General features: G+C 64.3%; 18 protein-coding genes. 6 read left to right on the top strand and 12 right to left on the bottom strand.

Going from position 1 to position 17,768, the window contains the following annotated elements:
• Window position 1 precedes the first annotated feature (1 nt).
• The 3 genes from JQ580_RS17435 to JQ580_RS17425 all read right to left on the bottom strand — a co-directional run bounded on the left by JQ580_RS17435 (window position 2) and on the right by JQ580_RS17425 (window position 2,663).
• Window positions 2-580 (bottom strand): TRAP transporter small permease, encoded by a 579-nt coding sequence (locus tag JQ580_RS17435; protein WP_212281290.1) that lies wholly within the window; start codon window positions 578-580, stop codon window positions 2-4.
• Window positions 581-797: 217 nt separating this feature from the next.
• Window positions 798-1,775: a sialic acid TRAP transporter substrate-binding protein SiaP gene (locus tag JQ580_RS17430; protein ID WP_212281289.1), complete on the bottom strand. Its 978-nt coding sequence runs from the start codon at window positions 1,773-1,775 to the stop codon at window positions 798-800.
• Between the two features lie 69 nt (window positions 1,776-1,844).
• A complete protein-coding gene (locus JQ580_RS17425) occupies window positions 1,845-2,663 on the bottom strand; it encodes a FadR/GntR family transcriptional regulator (RefSeq protein ID WP_212281288.1) in 819 nt (272 codons plus the stop codon).
• A gap of 141 nt (window positions 2,664-2,804) precedes the next feature.
• Here JQ580_RS17425 and JQ580_RS17420 point away from each other — a divergent pair, with 141 nt between their 5' ends.
• Window positions 2,805-4,289, top strand: coding sequence for a mannitol dehydrogenase family protein (locus JQ580_RS17420; protein WP_212281287.1), 1,485 nt, complete (start codon window positions 2,805-2,807; stop codon window positions 4,287-4,289).
• A 98-nt stretch (window positions 4,290-4,387) separates the two neighbouring features.
• The gene (locus JQ580_RS17415) at window positions 4,388-4,795 is read left to right on the top strand and encodes a nuclear transport factor 2 family protein (protein WP_166476042.1); all 408 of its coding nucleotides are present in this window, start codon (window positions 4,388-4,390) and stop codon (window positions 4,793-4,795) included.
• A gap of 24 nt (window positions 4,796-4,819) precedes the next feature.
• Here the strand turns inward: JQ580_RS17415 and JQ580_RS17410 are convergent, their stop codons facing one another.
• Complete coding sequence (locus JQ580_RS17410) at window positions 4,820-5,572, bottom strand: HAD family hydrolase (protein ID WP_212281286.1); 753 nt, start codon at window positions 5,570-5,572, stop codon at window positions 4,820-4,822.
• Between the two features lie 143 nt (window positions 5,573-5,715).
• Here JQ580_RS17410 and JQ580_RS17405 point away from each other — a divergent pair, with 143 nt between their 5' ends.
• Both JQ580_RS17405 and JQ580_RS17400 read left to right on the top strand, forming a co-directional pair.
• Complete coding sequence (locus tag JQ580_RS17405) at window positions 5,716-6,558, top strand: SDR family oxidoreductase (protein WP_212281285.1); 843 nt, start codon at window positions 5,716-5,718, stop codon at window positions 6,556-6,558.
• A gap of 120 nt (window positions 6,559-6,678) precedes the next feature.
• Window positions 6,679-7,947: a serine hydrolase domain-containing protein gene (locus tag JQ580_RS17400; protein ID WP_212281284.1), complete on the top strand. Its 1,269-nt coding sequence runs from the start codon at window positions 6,679-6,681 to the stop codon at window positions 7,945-7,947.
• Window positions 7,948-8,008: 61 nt separating this feature from the next.
• Here the strand turns inward: JQ580_RS17400 and JQ580_RS17395 are convergent, their stop codons facing one another.
• The gene (locus JQ580_RS17395; RefSeq protein WP_212281283.1) at window positions 8,009-8,896 is read right to left on the bottom strand and encodes a dienelactone hydrolase family protein; all 888 of its coding nucleotides are present in this window, start codon (window positions 8,894-8,896) and stop codon (window positions 8,009-8,011) included.
• Window positions 8,897-9,616: 720 nt separating this feature from the next.
• Between JQ580_RS17395 and JQ580_RS17390 the strand changes: the two genes are divergently transcribed.
• Window positions 9,617-10,195, top strand: a complete 579-nt coding sequence (locus JQ580_RS17390; protein WP_212281282.1) for a MarR family winged helix-turn-helix transcriptional regulator — start codon at window positions 9,617-9,619, stop codon at window positions 10,193-10,195.
• 15 nt (window positions 10,196-10,210) lie between these two features.
• Here the strand turns inward: JQ580_RS17390 and JQ580_RS17385 are convergent, their stop codons facing one another.
• A complete protein-coding gene (locus JQ580_RS17385; RefSeq protein WP_212281281.1) occupies window positions 10,211-11,155 on the bottom strand; it encodes a hypothetical protein in 945 nt (314 codons plus the stop codon).
• An 819-nt stretch (window positions 11,156-11,974) separates the two neighbouring features.
• On the opposite strand from JQ580_RS17385, the gene JQ580_RS17380 reads away from it, so the two are divergent.
• Complete coding sequence (locus JQ580_RS17380) at window positions 11,975-12,745, top strand: response regulator transcription factor (RefSeq protein WP_212281280.1); 771 nt, start codon at window positions 11,975-11,977, stop codon at window positions 12,743-12,745.
• Window positions 12,746-12,977: 232 nt separating this feature from the next.
• Here the strand turns inward: JQ580_RS17380 and JQ580_RS17375 are convergent, their stop codons facing one another.
• From JQ580_RS17375 to flhA, 6 genes are read right to left on the bottom strand one after another with little or no spacing between them, the layout of a single operon-like run.
• On the bottom strand, window positions 12,978-13,436 hold the full coding sequence (locus JQ580_RS17375) for a hypothetical protein (RefSeq protein ID WP_212281279.1): 459 nt from the start codon (window positions 13,434-13,436) through the stop codon (window positions 12,978-12,980).
• Window positions 13,433-13,945: a flagellar biosynthesis protein FlgN gene (locus JQ580_RS17370; protein WP_212281278.1), complete on the bottom strand. Its 513-nt coding sequence runs from the start codon at window positions 13,943-13,945 to the stop codon at window positions 13,433-13,435. Before JQ580_RS17370 ends, JQ580_RS17375 begins: the two co-directional genes overlap by 4 nt.
• Before the next feature lie 38 nt (window positions 13,946-13,983).
• A complete protein-coding gene (locus tag JQ580_RS17365) occupies window positions 13,984-14,460 on the bottom strand; it encodes a rod-binding protein (protein WP_212281277.1) in 477 nt (158 codons plus the stop codon).
• Complete coding sequence (locus JQ580_RS17360; protein WP_212281699.1) at window positions 14,457-14,846, bottom strand: hypothetical protein; 390 nt, start codon at window positions 14,844-14,846, stop codon at window positions 14,457-14,459. Before JQ580_RS17360 ends, JQ580_RS17365 begins: the two co-directional genes overlap by 4 nt.
• A 37-nt stretch (window positions 14,847-14,883) precedes the next feature.
• Window positions 14,884-15,636 carry a flagellar biosynthesis protein FliR gene (gene fliR, locus JQ580_RS17355; RefSeq protein ID WP_212281276.1) on the bottom strand — a complete coding sequence of 251 codons (753 nt, stop codon included), beginning with the start codon at window positions 15,634-15,636 and terminating at the stop codon, window positions 14,884-14,886.
• Window positions 15,633-17,714 (bottom strand): flagellar biosynthesis protein FlhA, encoded by a 2,082-nt coding sequence (flhA, locus tag JQ580_RS17350; protein WP_212281275.1) that lies wholly within the window; start codon window positions 17,712-17,714, stop codon window positions 15,633-15,635. The genes fliR and flhA overlap by 4 nt, the downstream gene beginning before the upstream one ends.
• Window positions 17,715-17,768: the final 54 nt, after the last annotated feature.

Raw genomic sequence — 17,768 nt, 5'->3', positions numbered from 1 at the left:
ATTACAACTCCGATCCGTCGTAGGCACCGGGACGTTCCAGGACCGAGTAGCCTTGCCGCCAGTGCTGCAGTGCTGCCTGCAACGAACGCAGGAACATCAGCACGAAGCCGAGCAGCACGGCGTAATACACGTAGTTCTTGGGAAAATTGATCGTCGTCATCTGCTCGTCGCCGATGATCTGGATGTAGACCCAGACGAGTTTGACGGCGTAGCCGAAGAAGGCGATCCGGATCAGGTCGATCAACGTCGACAGCACGCGCCCAACGGGTTGGGGCAGATAGCGGTAGAGGAGATCGACCTGGATGTGCCGCGACAGCCGCACGCACATCGAGGCGCCGATGAAGACGACGCCGATCAGGCAATAGGTCGCGATCTCCTCGGTCCAGGCGTAGCTGTCGTTGAGCACGTAGCGGGTGAAGAACTGCAGGAAGACGGCGAGCGCCATCACCCAGAAGATCGCAAGTGCTACCCAGTCCTCGAACGCGTAGACGCCGAGATCGACCTTCGGCGTCGCCTCCTCCTCGAAGGTATGGGCAATCTCGTCCGCGGTGATCTGCCGGTGTATTTCGGCGGTGGACATGGGGCACTCCTTGAACGTCTTGGTCGTCATTCCGGGGCGGCTCGAAGAGCCGAACCCGGAACCGCGAGATGATCTGACTGCGTAAAACTTGCTCCGCTCCTCATTCTGCGAAGCAAGCGTCTCGAAGGATGGCCCCGGGCGATATCGGGGCCTTCATAGTCGAGATGCGCGTTCCGCGCTCCTCACCATGAGGGGTTGATAGCGGAGCAAGCGTCAGTCATTTCACCGCCTGGATCTTTTCCCAGTCGGCCTTGCGATAGCCGAAGGTCTCGAACGCGACGTTCTTCAGCACTGTGTCGCGGAACTCGTTCTTGTCGACCTCGGTCACGGTCAGGCCCTTCTCCTTGAAGAAGGCGACCAGCTTGGCCTCGTTCTGCTTAATCTCCCCGGTGGCCTTGGCGGCGGCCTCCTGCGCGACGTCGGTGAAGATCTTCTTGTCTTCGTCGGAGAGCTTCTTCCACAATGCGCCGGCAATCACCGTATTGAGGTGATCGACGATGTGGCCGGTCAGCACGATGTGCTTCTGCACCTCGTAAAACTTCTTGGCTTCGATCGTGGTCAGCGGGTTCTCCTGCGCCTCGACGGTGCCGTTCTGGAGCGCGAGATAGACCTCGGCGAACGCGATCGGCGCGGTGTTGGCTCCGCAGGCGCGCGGCATCGCGAGATAGGCCGGAACGTCGGGCACGCGGATCTTCAGGCCCTTCATGTCGGCGCAGGTCTTGATCGGCTTGTTCGACGATGTCTGGCGCACGCCATAATAGGTCACCGCGACGATGTGGTGACCGCTCTTGTCTTCATAGCCCTTGGCGAGCTCCTTGAAGATGTCGCTCTTGGTGTAGGCGAGCAGATGGTCGGCGTCGCGGAAGGTGTAGGGATAATAGGTCACGCCGATCGGCGGGAAGCTCTTGGCCGCGAAGCTCGAGCCGGAGATGATGATGTCGACCGAGCCGAGCGACAGGCCCTGGTTGATGTCGGCCTCCTTGCCGAGCTGCGAAGCCGGATAGACGTCGATCGCGTAGCGCCCGTTGGTGCGCTTGCCGATCTCCTGCGCGGCCCATACCGAGGCGGTGTGGAACGGCTCCGAGGTCTCGTAGACATGGGCCCATTTGAGCTTCGTCTGCGCCATGGCGGCCTGGGTGGCGGCCAACAGCGCGGCGGCGGACATCACCGCGGCAATCGTCGTTTTCTTCAACATTGACTTTTCCTCCATCGTTCAAGTCTGCTTCTTGTTCATCCGCCCCGATTGGAAGCGGGCCGTACAATCTCATCGCCGCCGCGTGCTGCCGCTCCCGGCCGGCTTCTTCTTCAACGCCGGTTTCGGCCTCGGTCTCTTTGCCGGCACGCGCGCCGTCCGGCTCCGCACCGAGGGCGCTGTCGCCGCTGTCTCGGCGCCGAAATTTTGCGCGAAGCGCTCCTGTGACCGCACCAGATGGGCGCGCATCGCCTCGCGCGCGGCTTGCGGATCATGCGCCGCGATCGCCTCGCGCACGGCGCGATGCTCGTCCAGCGCCGTACGCCAAGTGCCCGGACTTTCGAAATAATGCGCAAGCTGCGCGAAATAGGGATTGAGGCGCTGGTCGAACAGCTCGCCGACCACGCGCACCAGCACGGCATTGCCGAGGCTTCCGGCGATCGCGACGTGGAACGCGCGGTCGTGCACCATCGAGGCTTCGCCGGGATGCGCGACATTCTCCATTGCGAGCAGCGAAGCGTCGATGCGGGCGATATCGCCCCTGGTCGCAACGTGCGCGGCCTGTTCGGCGATAGCGCTTTCGAGGAATTCGCGGGCTCGCAGCAGCTCGAATGGGCCTTCAATGACCGCGGCGGCAGGCACGGCCATCGCCGGAGCGGCGGGCTCGATCACATAAATGCCGGAGCCGACGCGGATACGCAGGCGGCCCTCGACCTCGAGCGCGATCAGGGCTTCGCGCACCGTCGGCCGCGAGATCTTGAGCTGCTCGGCAAGCTCGCGCTCGGTCGGCAAGCGGCTGCCGACCGCGTACTCGCCGCTGTCGATCAGGCTTCGCAATTGATCGGCGACCTGGCGATAAAGCCGTCTCGCCTCCACAGCTTCCAGCGGCACGCTGGTCCTCCCGAAAGGTCACACCGGGCATTCGAAACGCCGGGGCTCGCCAATTTTGGAAAATTGGTCTTACCAATTGACCGGAGCATTGACCTGATATGGGCGCCATGTCAAGCAGCGGCAAAACAAGGGGAGACGTCGATGGGCCCGAGTTCAATGCGCCTTGGCTTTGCCACTCTCGACCGGCTGCCACGCAGCGTCCGCCGCCCGGCCTACGACCGTTCGCGTGTCACGCCCGGCATCGTGCATCTCGGCCTTGGCGCGTTTCATCGCGCGCATCAGGCCGTCGTCGTCGACGATTGCCTCGCTGCAGGCGCCGCATCCTGGGGCATCGTCGGCGCCAGCCTGCGCAGCCCGGATACGCGCGACGCGCTCGCCCCACAGGATCACCTCTACACCGTTGCCGTGCGTGCCGCCGAAGGCACCGAGCACCGCGTGATCGGCGCGTTGCTCGACAGTGTCGTCGCGCGCGAAAATCCGGCAGCGCTGGTCGAGCGGATGGCCGATCCCGCCATTCGCATCGTCTCGCTCACCGTGACCGAGAAGGGTTATTGCCACACGCCGCAGACCGGCGATCTCGACGAGCGGCATCCTGACGTGGTGCACGACCTCAACAATTTCGACGCGCCGCGCTCGGCGCCCGGCTTCATCGTCGCGGCGCTGGCGCGCCGGCGCGCGCTTGGCGCCCTGCCCTTCACAGTGCTGTGCTGCGACAACCTCGCCGCCAACGGCCACACCGTGCAGCGCATCGTGACGCAATTCGCCGCGCTCCGGTCCAGGGACCTCGGAAAGTGGATCGCGGACAACGCCGCGTTCCCTTCCACCATGGTCGATCGCATCGTGCCGGAGACGACGGATAGCGATCGCGATGCGGTCGCCAACGCGCTCGGCGTGCGCGACGCCTGGCCTGTGATTACCGAGCCGTTCACGCAATGGGTGGTGGAGGATCGCTTCACCGCGGGCCGGCCAAATCTCGCCGCCGCCGGTGTCGAGCTCGTCACCGACGTCAAGCCGTTCGAGCTGATGAAGCTGCGGCTGCTCAACGCCAGCCATTCCGCGCTGGCCTATCTCGGCTACCTCTCTGGCTACGAGACCATTGCCGACAGCATGCAGGATCCGCATTTCGCGCGGCTGGCCGCGCGGGTGATGGAGGACGCCGCAGTGACGCTGACGATGCCGGCAGGTACCGACCTCGCCGCCTACCGCGCCTCACTTCTCAGGCGCTTCGCCAATCCGGCGCTGCATCATCGCACCTGGCAGATCGCGATGGACGGCTCGCAGAAGCTCCCACAGCGCCTGCTCGGCGCGATGCAGGACCGCCTCGCCAGGAACCTGCCGATCGCAACGCATGCGCTCGCGGTCGCCGGCTGGATGCGCTACGTCACCGCAACAGACGAGCAGGGCCGCGCCATCGACGTGCGCGATCCCCTTGCCGCCGAGTTGGCCGCGCTCACGCGCGAAGCCGGGCCCGTTGCCGAGCGGCTCGCGCCCGCCTTGCTCGGGGTTCAGAAGGTCTTCGGACCGCTGGGCTCGGAGCCGCCCCTGCGCGAGGCCGTGACCACGGCGCTCGCGCGTCTCTACCGGGACGGTGCGCGGCGGGCCGTGGAGACGCTGGTCTCGGCCTGAACATTAATCGGGCAATGCTGCACTGCGGTCCAAATCGGACGCAAAGTCGAACGGAAGTCGCGCTTGATTTTTGGCTGTCCTTGCCCCACCCGAGAGCAATGGCAAAGGACAGCAAGATCATCGCCGCCAACGCGGCCTTCTACGCCGCGTTTTCGACCGGCGATTTCGACGGCATGGAACGGATGTGGGCGGCCGACGACGCCATTTCCTGCATCCATCCCGGTTGGCCGGCCATCATCGGCCGTGCCACCGTGATCGGAAGCTGGCGCGACATCCTGCAAAACCCGGAGCGGCCCCAGATCGTCTGCGCCGAGCCGCAGGTCATCGTCGACGGCGACAGCGCCCGCGTGCTCTGCATCGAGATCGTCGACGGCACCGCTTTGGCCGCCGCCAACCATTTTCGCCGCGTCGGCGACGAGTGGCGCCTGGTGCACCACCAGTCGAGCCCGATCGCGCAGATTGTCGAACAGGCTGAAGACGATAGAGCGAGCCACCGGGTGCACTGACCGCGACCGGCAGGCCGGCGCGATCTACTGTGCATGGGGTTGTTTTTCCATTTTTGGGTTGGCCGCAAGTTCCGACAGGTTGTCCAGCACGCACCGCGCCGCGGAAAAATCATCATCCGCAAAGAACATGCTGCGGCTGATCAGCACCGGAATGCCGGCGCGCGAGGCTGCGATCAGCCCGTTGGCGGAATCCTCGATGGCGACGCAGTCGGCGCCGCCCAGCTTCAGCCGCGCCAGGGTTTCCAGATAGACGTCCGGCGCGGGTTTCTTGTGCCTGACGTCGTCACCGGCGACGATGGCGTCGAACCCGGCTGCCCAGCCCGGCCCCAGCGCCTGCGACAACAGCGCATCGATATTGCCGTGCGAGGTCGTGGTCGCAATCGCAAGCCGCTGGCCCCGCGCCTGCGCCGCGGCGAGCAGTTCGATCACGCCCGGCCTGAGGGGACAGCAACCGGATTCGACCAGCCCGGCGTAATGCGCGGTCTTGATGCGGTGAAGTTCCGCGATGTCCCCGTCCGACAGCGGCGCCGCGCCTCCCAGCCGTGCGTGATAGGCGCGCATGCGCTCCTTGCCACCGGTCACCCGCAGCAGGTCCTTGTAGAGAGCGCGGTCCCACTGCCAGCCAAGACCGTGGTGGGCGAAGGCATGGTTGAAGGCTCGCCGATGCAGTTCCTCGGTCTCGGCCAGGGTGCCGTCGACGTCGAAAATCAGCGCGACCGCGCGCCGGATCAGCTCATTGGCATCCGCCGGTGCGAAAGCCAGCGCCTGTGCCTGCATGATCGGTGCCTCCCGGTGACAGCCGAACATCGCCCGGCAACGAAGACGAGACAAATCGCAATATCTTTTGCCGGACCCAAAAATCTCTTATGAGCAGAGGACGCGCAGCTTGCGCGGGAACTTTTGACTAGCACGGGAGACGCATGCGGCTCTTCATCCTCGGCCTCGGCTACAGCGCCCGGCACTTTGCCCGCAAACATGGCGGCAGCTTCTCGCATATCGCCGGCACGGTGCGCGATCCCGCAAAGCGGGATGGCCTCGCCGGCATCGAGCTGCACGCCTTTTCGGGTGGATCCCCCGCACGCGAGACAGTCGAGCAGATTCGTGACGCCAACGTGCTTCTGGTATCGATCCCGCCTGGTACCACCGGCGATCCCGCCATCGCGGCCTTCGGCGACGCAATAGCGGCGAGCCGCCGCAAGGTCGTTTATCTCTCCACCATCGGCGTCTACGGCGATCACGACGGCGGCTGGGTCGACGAGAGCACCCCGCCGCAGTCGACGCTCGACCGCGCCCGCATGCGGGTTGCGGCCGAGCAGGCCTGGATGGACATCGGCGATGCCGCTATCCTCCGGCTTGCTGGCATCTACGGCCCGGGCCGCAACGCGCTGGCGACGCTGCGGGCGGGAACGGCCCGGCGCATCATCAAGCCCGGCCAGGTCTTCAACCGCATCCATGTCGACGATATCGCGGGCGCGATCATGGCCGCCATTCAACACGGAAGCGGCGGCATCTGGAACGTGTGCGACGACGAGCCGGCTCCGCCGCAAGACGTGATCACCTATGCGGCTGAACTGATGGGCGTTGCGCCGCCGCCGGAAGAGGATTTCGCGACGGCCGAGATGTCGGCGATGGCGCGCAGCTTCTATTCCAGCAGCGCCCGCGTTTCGAATGCGAAACTGAAGCGAGAGCTCGGGGTCGCGCTCGTCCATCCGACCTATCGGCACGGCCTCAATACGCTGTGGCACGCAGGCGAAGCGCGATAGGTTCCAGCATCTCCGACGCGTCCCAGGCATGCTCCGCTCGCGCTTGACTTCGCGCCGGTACAATCGTGATCTAGGCGTCCAGCGAGCCACTCACACAAGGAGCTCGTGCGGGAGGACATAATGAAGAAGACGATCGCTGTGATCGCGACGGCGGTTGCCGTCATCACATTCGGCGCGGCCAGCGCCGCGCCGCTGCCAGAAGCCAAACCCGCCGACGTCGGTTTCTCCAGTCAGGGTCTTGCGCGCCTCGACAATTTCTTCGCCCGCGAGATCGCTTCCAAGCGCGTCCCCGGTGCGGTCGTCGCCGTCGCACGCGACGGCAAGCTCGTGCACTACAAGGCCTACGGCATGCTCGATCCCGACAAGGGCACGCAGATGCCGGTCGATGCGATCTTCGCGCTGGCCTCGATGACCAAGCCGATGGCGGCGGTCGCGGGCCTGACACTGATGGAGCAGGGACGGCTGCCGCTCCAGGCCAAGCTGTCCGATTACTATCCCGGCTTTGCCGACATGAAGGTCGGCGTGACCGAGGCCAACGGTTCGCTCAAGCTGGAGCCGCAGTCCACGCCGATCTTCATCCACGATCTCTACCGGCACACCTCCGGATTGATGTATGGCGGTCGCCCGGACTCATCGAGCCCAGTGGCGCGGCAATATCCTGACGGCACAGCGCCGGCGATCGAGGGCGATACCCAGGCCTTCATCGACCGCATCACCAAGCTGCCGCTGGCGCATCAGCCCTCGACCGAATTCGAATACGGCTTTTCGATCGACGTGCTCGGCGCCGTCGTCGAGAAGGTGGGCGAGCAGAAGCTCGGCGAATATCTGGCCGCCAATGTCTGGCAGCCGCTTGGCATGACAGACGCAACCTTCCACCCAACCGACGCGCAGCGCCCGCGTCTCGCCCGTCCGTTCGGCAAGGATCCGCTGACGGGCAAGCCGCAGGCGATCAAGCTGCTGGACACCCCGACCAAATTCGATTGCGGCGGCGCGTGCTCGTTCGCGACGGTCGGCGACTACATCCGCTTCGGACAGATGCTGCTCAACGGCGGCGAGCTCGACGGCCAGCGCATCCTCGGCCCGAAGACCGTGCATCACATGACGACCAACCATCTCGGCCCCGAGATCAAGAACAAGGTGGCCAATGTCGAGCCGCATCGCGCCGGCTTCGGCTTCGGCCTTTCAGTCGCGGTTCGGACCAGTGAGGGTCTGTCGTCGGTCCCCGGCAATCCCGGCGAGTTCAGCTGGAACGGCGCCTACGGAACCCAGTTCTTCTGCGATCCCAAGGAGCGTCTTGTGGTCGTCGTGGGAACGGCCGCGCCCGGCGAGCTCAGGAAGTATTATCGCGAGCAGGTCCAGGACATCGTCTACGGCGCGATGACGAAGTGAGACGGGCTTGACCCAAAAGAGAAAGGGCGGCCAATCGGGCCGCCCTTTGCTTGTCCAGGCGTCAGCTCAGGACGCCATACTTCTTGAACCACGCCTCGGCCTGCTTCCAGGCGTCCTCCGCAGCGTCCTTGCGGTAGCTGCTGCGATAGTCGGCATGGAATCCGTGCGGCGCTTCGGGGTAGATCTTGAATTCGGCCGTCTTCTTGTTCTCCGCCAGCGCCGCCTTCATCTGCTCGACCTGGGCGACCGGAATGCCGGTATCGGCGCCGCCATAGAGGCCGAGCACCGGCGCTTTCATCTCGGGCGCGAGTTGCATCGGGCTCTTCGGCCAGAGCGGATTGGCGGGATCGACCACCGTGCCGTAGAACGCCACGCCGGCCTTGAGCGTGCCGCTGTGGGCGGCATATTCCCAGACCGTGCGGCCGCCCCGGCAGAAGCCGATGATGCCGAGCCTGGTGGCGTCGCCGCCCTGCGATCCCGCCCACGCCGCCGTGGCGTCCAGATCGGACAACAGCTCGGCGTCCGGCTTGGCATTGACGATCGGCAGGAGCTCCTTGATATCCGAGACCTTGGTCAGGTCGGTGCCCTTGCGGAAATAATAGTCGGGCGCAACGGCGAACGCGCCAAGCTTGGCGAGGCGCCGCGTCACGTCCTTGATGTACTCATGCAGTCCGAAAATCTCCATCGCGACGATGATCACCGGCGCCTTGGTGTTGCCGGCGGGACGGGCGAAATAGGCGGGCATCTCTTCGGAGCCGACCTTGATCCTGGCGTCGCCGGCCTGCAGGCCGTTGGTGTCGGTCGCGATCGCCTCGGCGCGCACGGGCCCCGCCGCAAGCGTGTAGCCGGCGGCGACGGCCGCGGTGGCGCTCATGAAACCGCGGCGCGAGACCGGGGCGACTTTGGTCAGCCCGACAACGTCCGAAGTCATGGTGGTTTCGAAGCTCATCAATCTATCCCTTCCTGCTGCGCATGGTGCCCTCCCCCGGGCGACGCATTCGCCAATAATCGCCGGCGAAACGCAAATCACCAGCCTGCGAGCGCGCGTGCTTTCAACTTGGGCCTCCCGTTTTCTTCAGCGGCGCGGCCTCGGCTGCCCGTTGCGACCAAGTCTAGCGACTGCGGCACGCAGGAGACAACGGTGGCGGCAGTTCCGCAGACTTGAGCTGAGCGGCGCTGCTGTTGCGATACCCAACGACACTCTGACGATCCGATCGCTGGTGTGCCGGGCTTAACCGTCTAGCCACACCGCATTGCAACATCCATTAACCGAAAAGACAGGGTTCTCTCCCGGCCGGCCGCACCGCCATGTGCTGCAGCGGATGTACATGCGTGCACGTTCGACACGCTCACCCGCAACAAATGGATACCGCAGCGGTGGAATTGACACATCATGTTGCTCACGCACCGCACATCACCGTCGATCAGGCGCAGGCCGTCGTGATTTTGATTGAAATTTTCAGAGGACTTGAGCCGTGCGATTTACTCGAACTTTCTTCGCGACGCCGTAGTTCCACGGCCGGAAGTCCCATCTCCGCAGAGGGCTTCTCCCACGCGCGCTCCGCCATCCGGCAACGGACGAAGGGGCACGCGAGAACTTCATTCTCGTCCACACAGATTGCGCATCCGAAGGCTCAATTGAATAAAGTTTATCCGATCTGGAATTGAAATGAATTTGGCTCGCGAATCAATTGAACTGCTGGAACAGGTTGCACGGATCCTGTGGTTCGAAGGCACCAAGCACGGCTTGCGCGACCGCGAGTGGATGGCGCTGCGCTTCCTCTCCCGCGCCAACCGTTTTTCCCGGACGCCTTCGGCGCTCGCGAGCTACGTCGGCACCACGCGCGGCACCGCCTCGTTCATCATCGGGGAGCTCGAGCGGTTGGGCTATATCGAGCGGAAACGCTCGGCCACCGACAAGCGCTCGGTGATGCTGAGCGTGACGCAGCAAGGCAAGAAATTCCTGGTGCGCGATCCCGTCAACGTTCTGGTCGACGCGATCGCCGTCCTCGACGAAGAGGTCAAAATCCGCTTCCGCGACACGTTCCGGCACGTGCTGGATCAGTCGGACGCGGCCGAGCAGCGGCACCACACCGACGTGTGCAAGCGATGCATCTTCCTTCGGGAGGAGCGCACCGCCACCGACAGCAAGACAGCGGCCGAGTTCAGCTGCCGCCTGTTTCGCTCGCCGATCGCTGAAGCGGAGGTCGATCTGCTATGCACCAGCTTCGAACATCACCGCCAATAGAGGACCGCCCCCCGATCACGGCGTTGCTTTGCGTGACGAATAGATGACGCCGCCGCTCGCCTCCACGACCAGACGCCCGTTCTCGCTCCTGATCTCTTCGATGCGGCCAAGTCCGGGCACTTGCTGTCCCAGCACCGCTTCGATGACGCCGTTCGGGCTCTGCAGGATCGCAATGCCTTCATAGGCCTGGCGGACCGACCAGCCCTTGATCACCTTTCGCGGCGCCAGCGCGCGCTCGGTCGGTGACACCGAACCCGTGATCTCCGGCGCTGCGACCGAGGCCACCATCGCCCCTTGCTGTGGCGCGGGCTGCGATTGGACGATGGCCGGCGCCTGAACCTGCGCTTGAGCGAGCTTATCGAGCTTCACCGTCGAGGACGAGCTCACCCGCTCGATACGGTCCAAATTCTCGGCAAACCTTCCGAAACGGTCATTGGTCGCCTTGCTCGATTGATCCACTGCGGTCCGCAGGCCGTCGAGATTTTCCGACACGCCCGACACTTGCTTGCGCAGATGCGCGACCGTCTCGCGCAGATTCCTGATCTCCGTATTGGCTGCGACGTTGTTCTGGGCGGGCTGCGTCGTGAGATAGGCGATCACGCCGGTGCAGGCGCAGACCACCAACATGGCGGCGACCGCCAATGTTGCGAGGGGCACAACCCAGGTCGGACGGGGCGGTGGGGACTTGGCGACGATCATGGCCGGCTTGATCACGGTCGGCGCCGGCTTGGGGATCGCCATCTTGTCGAGACGCGCCTTGGCGCGAATGCGTTTCAGGCCCTCGAGTGCCTCCTTCGCGAGAACTTCGTCGCTCACCGCGGCCGACACACGCTTTGTGCCCGCAGCAGGCCTGGGCGCTCGCGCCGGATCAACCTCCGTCTCGCGTACTTCAATAGCCGGCTTCGCCGTTGCGGAAACATCGGCGGTCGCGCTGGGACGAGCTTGTCCATCGGACAACATGTAAAAATGCTCCGTTCGGTTCGATCTTTCGAACGGTGACGTTATGTGCCGAAGCTTGCCTGAAACGTGCGCATCGAAGATCCCTCATCGCGCGCTATGCGGCGTCGCATCTGTCAACCGCGTCATGCACGTGGCGGGAGTGCGACTCGAAAGACACACCCTCGCCAAGATTTTGCCAAGCTGGACTCTCGCCGCCACACGTGAGTCGAATTGCCGCATGTGGACAACCGCGCACTCGAGTCAATCCCGGGTTGAAAACCGTTCGATATGCCATATCCGCAGCACCGGTTAAAATAGCTGTAATTGTACGGAGATGCGGAACCTTAGAACCGACAGTGTGCAGAACTAGTTTGTTTTCCGAAGCAACTGATGCGTTTGAATATATCAAGAAACAACCCGAAACAAACCAACAGCATCAAGCACACGTAGCAAACGCTTTATTACGCACGCTTGATCGGAAATCGGCAATTGTTACGGTCCTACTCAAGTGATTCTCGCCAGTTGGCGAGGAGATCGACACAGAATCGGCAGTGTTCGGACGCGATGAGCAACTTGGCGCAACTGTTCTAGGTCGTTTCTCAATCCGCTCCGCGAGGTGATCCGTACCACACCCGCCGAGCCTCACGCAGTAAGCGTTCAGTATCGAGTTGAAGTAGCAGGCCTGCGAGACGCAGGCACTGAATGCGTAGGGCTGCCCGCGAATATCGAAACCATAACAACGGTTCGCGGGAAGGAATGTCGTCAAACAGCATCGTTGCCGAGCCGGGCATCATAACAACCATCCGGCCGCGACAGGTGCGAAACAGGGGCGAAAGACTGATGTATATTATCGTTGATGATCGCGAGAGCGTCGCGAACAGCTATGTCGGAGGGCTCGTTCGCGAAGGTGTATCGTCGATCGGCTTCTCCTCCGGAGAATTCTGGGACTGGCTGCAATCCGCAAGCGAATCGGACCTGGCAGCGGTGGACGCCTTCCTCCTCGGGGACTGCGATGCCCGCGGAAGCCTGCCGCGGGCGATGCGCAAGCGTTCCTCCGCGCCCATCATCGCCATGAGCGGCCAGAAGATGCTCAAGAACACGCTGGAGCTGTTCGAATCCGGCGTCGACGACGTCGTGCATGTGCCGATCCATCTGCGCGAGATTCTGGCCCGAACGGCCGCGATCGCCCGCCGCCGGGTGGGTGAGCTGCCGAGACCCTGCGAGAGCAGGATTCAGGTCTTTTTCAACGGCCGCGACCCCGAGATCGCGGGCCACGCCCTCACCCTGCCCCGCCGCGAATTGCGCATTCTCGAATATATGGTCAGCAATCACGGCAAGTGGATCACCAAGACGCAGATCTTCAACGCGGTTTACGGGATCTTCGAGTCCACCTTCGACGAGAGCGTGATCGAGAGCCACGTCAGCAAGTTGCGCAAGAAGCTCCGCGACCGCCTCGGCTTCGACGCGATCGTGGCCCGGCGTTACGTCGGATACCGCCTCGACATCCCTGCCGGCGAGACACTCGACGTATCGATGCAGGAGCTCGACGAGGTCGGCATCATCCTCAACAGGGCGCATGCCGTCCCGGCGGCCTACCCCGCCGGAAACTGACACGGCCCGCGGCGAAACAGGCAGCGGCCTCCGCGAAGCACCTTCGCGGAGGCCGTTTCGCGATTGGCGGCGGCGAGCAGAGCGCACGCTTCGTCATTCGAAACGGCGCTGACGCGCCTCCTCGGGATGAGGCTAATCGGTCCGCGGTGCGAGCTGAATCTGGAGCCGCGCATTCCGTCCTCATCCGGAGGAGGCGCCTGGCGGCATCCCGAAGGATGTCAGCACAAAGGAGCTACGGCTTCTGCTGGAATTCTTCCTTGGAGACGTAATTGAAGTCCTCGACCAGGACGTCCTGGACGACTTCGGCCTGCATCCGCTCGTTGACGCGCTGTTTGATGGCCGTCGTCAGGATGGAGAGGTCGTAACGGGCGAGCTTCCTGAAATCGAGACGCTCGTCGGCATAAATCCTGCGAAAGGCCTCGTCGACGACGAACGGCTCCGGCGGAACGTTGAGCTGATGCAGGGTCCGCGCCTCCACGGTGTAGACGAAGCGCGCGACGATATAGCCCTGCACATTGCCGCTCTCAACCATCGGCACGCTCAATGCCCGCGTCTTCTGATATTGCAGACCGTCGAGATATTCGTCCTTCGCCGGCAGCAGGCTGCCGTTTTCCTTCCAATAGGCCACGCCATAGCTCGTGCCCGCGGTGAGGATGCAGACCCAGAGCCCGGCCAGAACCAGTCTGATCATGTTCCGTCCTGCGCTGCGCGACCGGTATAGGTGCCGTCGGACTCGGCTTCCTGGATCGCCTTGACGATGACGCTCGCGATCTCCCGCACCGCGTCGTAATGCATTTCGAGGATCGAGCGATTCCGCTCGAGCTTCTCTCGCAGCCGCTGGATTTCCTCGGTGACCTCGACGTCACCGCCGAAATGCATCCGCGCCCGCATCAGCCGGACGAACTCGAGCATGCTGCGGCTCTTCCGCGCGCTGAAATCGTCGAAATCGATCTTCTGGCGCGTGGCGAGCGCGACCGTCTCCTCCTCAACGATGCTCTCGAGCCGGCGGATTGCCGCCAGCAGCCCGCGCACTTCATCCGCTCTCGCCGCATCCGCGCCGTCGACCACGGCCTCGTCGGTCGCGGCCGGCAGCAACACGGGCAGCAGCGCATCGCCTGTTGCTGCCTCCGCCGTCGTCATCCCGGTGTCCGCGACCGGCTGTTCGATCGCCATGGCCGCCGCGCTGTCTTGTGCCTGCATAGAAATTCACCCTTCAACTTCTGTCACCCGTTCGCCGATCATGATCCGGCCTTGCCGGCCTCGTTCGGTCCGGCCGCATTCGCGGCGGCCAGCTGCCTGGCAATGCCAATGCCGTTGCCCTTTGCCAGCTGGCTGCCAAGCTGCTCAGCCAGCATCGACTTCCAGACGCCGCCGGCGGTACCCTTGCCGAAGATCTGCTCGGAGTCCTTCGGCAACATCGTCTCGACGAAGGTCTGGAGAATGAATGCCTCGAACTTCCGGTACACCTCACCGGATGCAGGCGCCTTGATCATCCGCACCGGCGCCCCGTTCACCGCATCCGAAGGCGCCTCGGAAGCCTTCGTCGCGGGTTGCTTGGCAGCCGCCGCCTTGCCGGCCTCCGCCTCCATGGTGGCGGCGAAATCCGCGTCGGAGGATTTCAGCGCGTCGAGTTTCGCCGTCGCCGCGCGCTGCGTCACGGGATCGGCGGCATCGAGGACGTCGAGAACGAGGTCGGGTGTCGCGGTCACGATCATGGCTTGTTCCGATTGGCTGGCCGTGGCGTCCACGCGCGCGCGGCTGGGCTAATTCCCGTCATTTCCTCAAGACTCCGCTTCTCGGCGTCACGGAGCTTGTCGGCCAGCGCCGCCTTGGCAACCTGCTCAAGCTGCCTGACGCGGCGGCTCTCGGTGCGGACCTGGTCAAGCTGCTGGGCGGCCTGCGCCTGGATCGCGCGCGCGCCGACGCTCATCCTGTTCAGCCGCCGCGCGATCGAATCGCTCGACGATCCCGCTGGCGGCTTGCCGCCGTTCAAGGCGCCCACCAGCCATTCCTGCTCGTCCTGCAGGCTTCTCTCCTGCTGCCGCAGCTGCGCGAGCTGCCATTCGGACAGCCGAAGCTGCAGCTTCACGAGCGACACCATCCGGCCGAGCTTGTCCGCGCGCGAAATGGTCACAGCGTCACTCCGCCAGCCAGGACGAGAGGCCGAGCATGAATTGCGTCAACAGCTCGTCGCTCGTGAGGTAGAGCAGCAGGAAGCCGCCGAACAGCACGAACGGCACCGAGATGAAATAGACCGGGACCGCTGGCGTCAGCTTGTTGATCAGGCTGACCGCCAGATTGACGATTACCGAATAGACGATGAATGGGCTGGCGATCCGCAGCGTTAGCACGAACGCTTCCGACAGGCGGCCGACGAGCAGGTCGAGCGCCACGCCGCCGCCGAGCCTGTCGCCGGGACGCCAGACCTCGTAGGAATTCATCAGCCCGCGCAGGACCTGCCAATGCTGGTCGGTCATGAAGAACAGCGTGGTCACCGACACCATGATCAGCGGCACCAGCGCGGGCGCCGGATCGCTGTCGGCAACCGGCGTCCCCGGAATGTTGCTGAGCCCGATCGCACTCGCCATCACGGTCGCCATGGTCTGGAGCGCAAGGAAGAACACCCGTCCGCCGAGCCCGATGACGCTGCCGACCACGAGCTCGGAGCAGATCAGGAGCGCCAGCGTCAGCGGCGCGGCGTTGTCGGTGAGTGGCTTCAGCACCGCGATCAGGATCGGCGCCAGCGCGAGCGTGGTGACGAGCGCTACGAACAGCCGGACCTGGGCCGGAACGTTGACGCTGGAAAAGCCGGGTACCAACATCAGGCAGGCGCCGATGCGGCAGAATACGATGAACGTCACCAGCACGCTGTGGGCAAGGCCGCTGATCACGACACCGCTCCAAGCGCCCTGATCTCGGCGCTGCGCGCGACTTCGACATGCGACAGGATCGGCAGAGTCGGAAACACCCGCTCCAGGATCATCCGGACATAGGGCCGCGCTTCGGGCGTCACCGCCAGCACCACGCTGGTGCCGCTTTCGGTGAACTTGCGGATCGCGGCGCTGGCTTCTGTCGCGAACTGCTCGATCAGGCGCGGATCTGCGTCGAACTCGACGACGTCGCCCTTGCCGTCTCGCTTCAAGCTCTGGTGGAACGCCAGGTCCCAGCGGTTGCCGAGCCTGACGACGTTGAGGACGCCGTTGTCGGAGAGGTCTCCGCAGATCTGCTGTGCCAGCCGCGTCCGCACGTGCTCTGCGACCTGCTCGGAGCGCCGCACGTGAGGCGCGATCTCGGCGATCGCCTCGAGGATGAGATGAAGATTGCGGATGGACACGCGCTCGGCCAGCAGGATCTTCAGGATTGCCAGCAGGCCCGAATAGGAGATCTGTGACGGGCAGAGATCCTCGACGAGTCGCTTGTATTCGGGATCGAGCCGGTCGAGCAGCGAGCGCATGTCCTTGTAGGACAGGAGCTGGGCGAGGTTCGCCCTGAGCACTTCGCTCAAATGCGTGAGCAGCACCGACAGATTGTCGACCGGCTTGCAGCCCTGCCGCTTGACTTCGTCCGTAAAGGCTTCCGTCACCCACAGCGCCTTCATGCCGAACGCGGGTTCGACCACCTCCTCGCCGGGCACGTCGGGCTTGCCGTCCTTGTCGACCAGCACCAGCACCTCGCCGAGCCTGAGCTCGCCATGGGCGACGCGGGTGTCATGGATCCGGATCTGGTAACCCTTGGGATCGATCGACAGATTGTCGCTGAGCTTGATCTCGGGAACGACGAAGCCGTACTGCTTGGCGAACTTCTTGCGGATCTTGGCGACGCGGTGGGCGAGCTCGGTGCGCGAGCCCAGCAGGTGGACCGACAGATGGCCGCCGAGCGAAAGCTCGATCTCGGCGGTCTTGAGCTGGTCCTTGACGGATTCCTTCGCCTCCGCCTGGGCGCGCTCGTCGGCCTTGCGCGCATCCTCTTTCCGCTCGCGCGCGGCCTGCCGCTTCGGCAGCGAATAGCCGACGAAGGCCATGATGCCGCCGAGCAGCACGAACGGACTCATCGGCAGTCCCGGCATCAAGGCGAGCACGAACATCATCAGCGCGGCGGCCGACACCGCGCGGGGGTAGCCGCCGAGCTGCCGCAGCACCGCCTGCTCCGCCGAGCCCCTGGTGCCGCCCTTGGAAACCAGCAGACCCGCTGACAGGGACACGATCAGCGCCGGCATCTGCGTGACCAGACCGTCGCCCACGGAGAGCTTGGTGTAGACATCGGCCGCGCGCGAGAGCGACAGCCCGTGATGGGTGACACCGATGACGATGCCGCCGAAGATGTTGATCGCGGTGATGATGAGGCCGGCGATGGCGTCGCCGCGAACGAATTTGGAGGCGCCGTCCATGGCGCCGAAGAACGCGCTTTCTTCTTCGAGCTCGCGGCGCCGGCGCTGGGCCTCCTTGTCGTCGATCAGGCCCGCCGACAGGTCGGCGTCGATCGCCATCTGCTTGCCGGGGATGGCATCGAGGGTGAAACGGGCACCGACTTCGGCGATACGCGTTGCGCCCTTGGTGATCACGACGAAATTCACGGTGACCAGGATGGCAAAGATGATCAGGCCGATGACGAAGTCGCCGCCCATGACGAATTTGGAGAAGCCGGCGACGACGTGGCCGGCGGCCTGCTCGCCCTCCCCGCCGCGCGACAGGATCAGGCGAGTCGTCGCGACGTTCAGCGCCAGCCGCAGGATCGTCGCGATCAGCAGCACGGTCGGAAACGCCGAGAAGTCGAGCGGCCGCTGAATCCACAGCGCGACCATCAGGATCAGCGCCGACAGCGCGATCGAGAACGCCAGGCCGAGATCGATCAGGATCGGCGGGATCGGCAGGAACAGGATCGTGAGCATCGCCACGATACCGCCGGCGAAGAAGGCGTCGGCCCCCAATCGTCGTGGGGTCGGCAGGCTAGCAGCTAACGTATCGGCCATGGGTCACCGGCAGAGGGTCCACCTCCAATCTGCCCCGCAAAGCTTACGCGGGGA

Origin of the sequence: Bradyrhizobium sp. SZCCT0148, assembly GCF_018129985.1 — a bacterium.
Taxonomy (GTDB): domain Bacteria; phylum Pseudomonadota; class Alphaproteobacteria; order Rhizobiales; family Xanthobacteraceae; genus Bradyrhizobium; species Bradyrhizobium japonicum_H.
The sequence above is the reverse complement of the archived record's forward strand: the minus strand, read 5'-3'. Positions and strand labels throughout refer to the sequence as shown.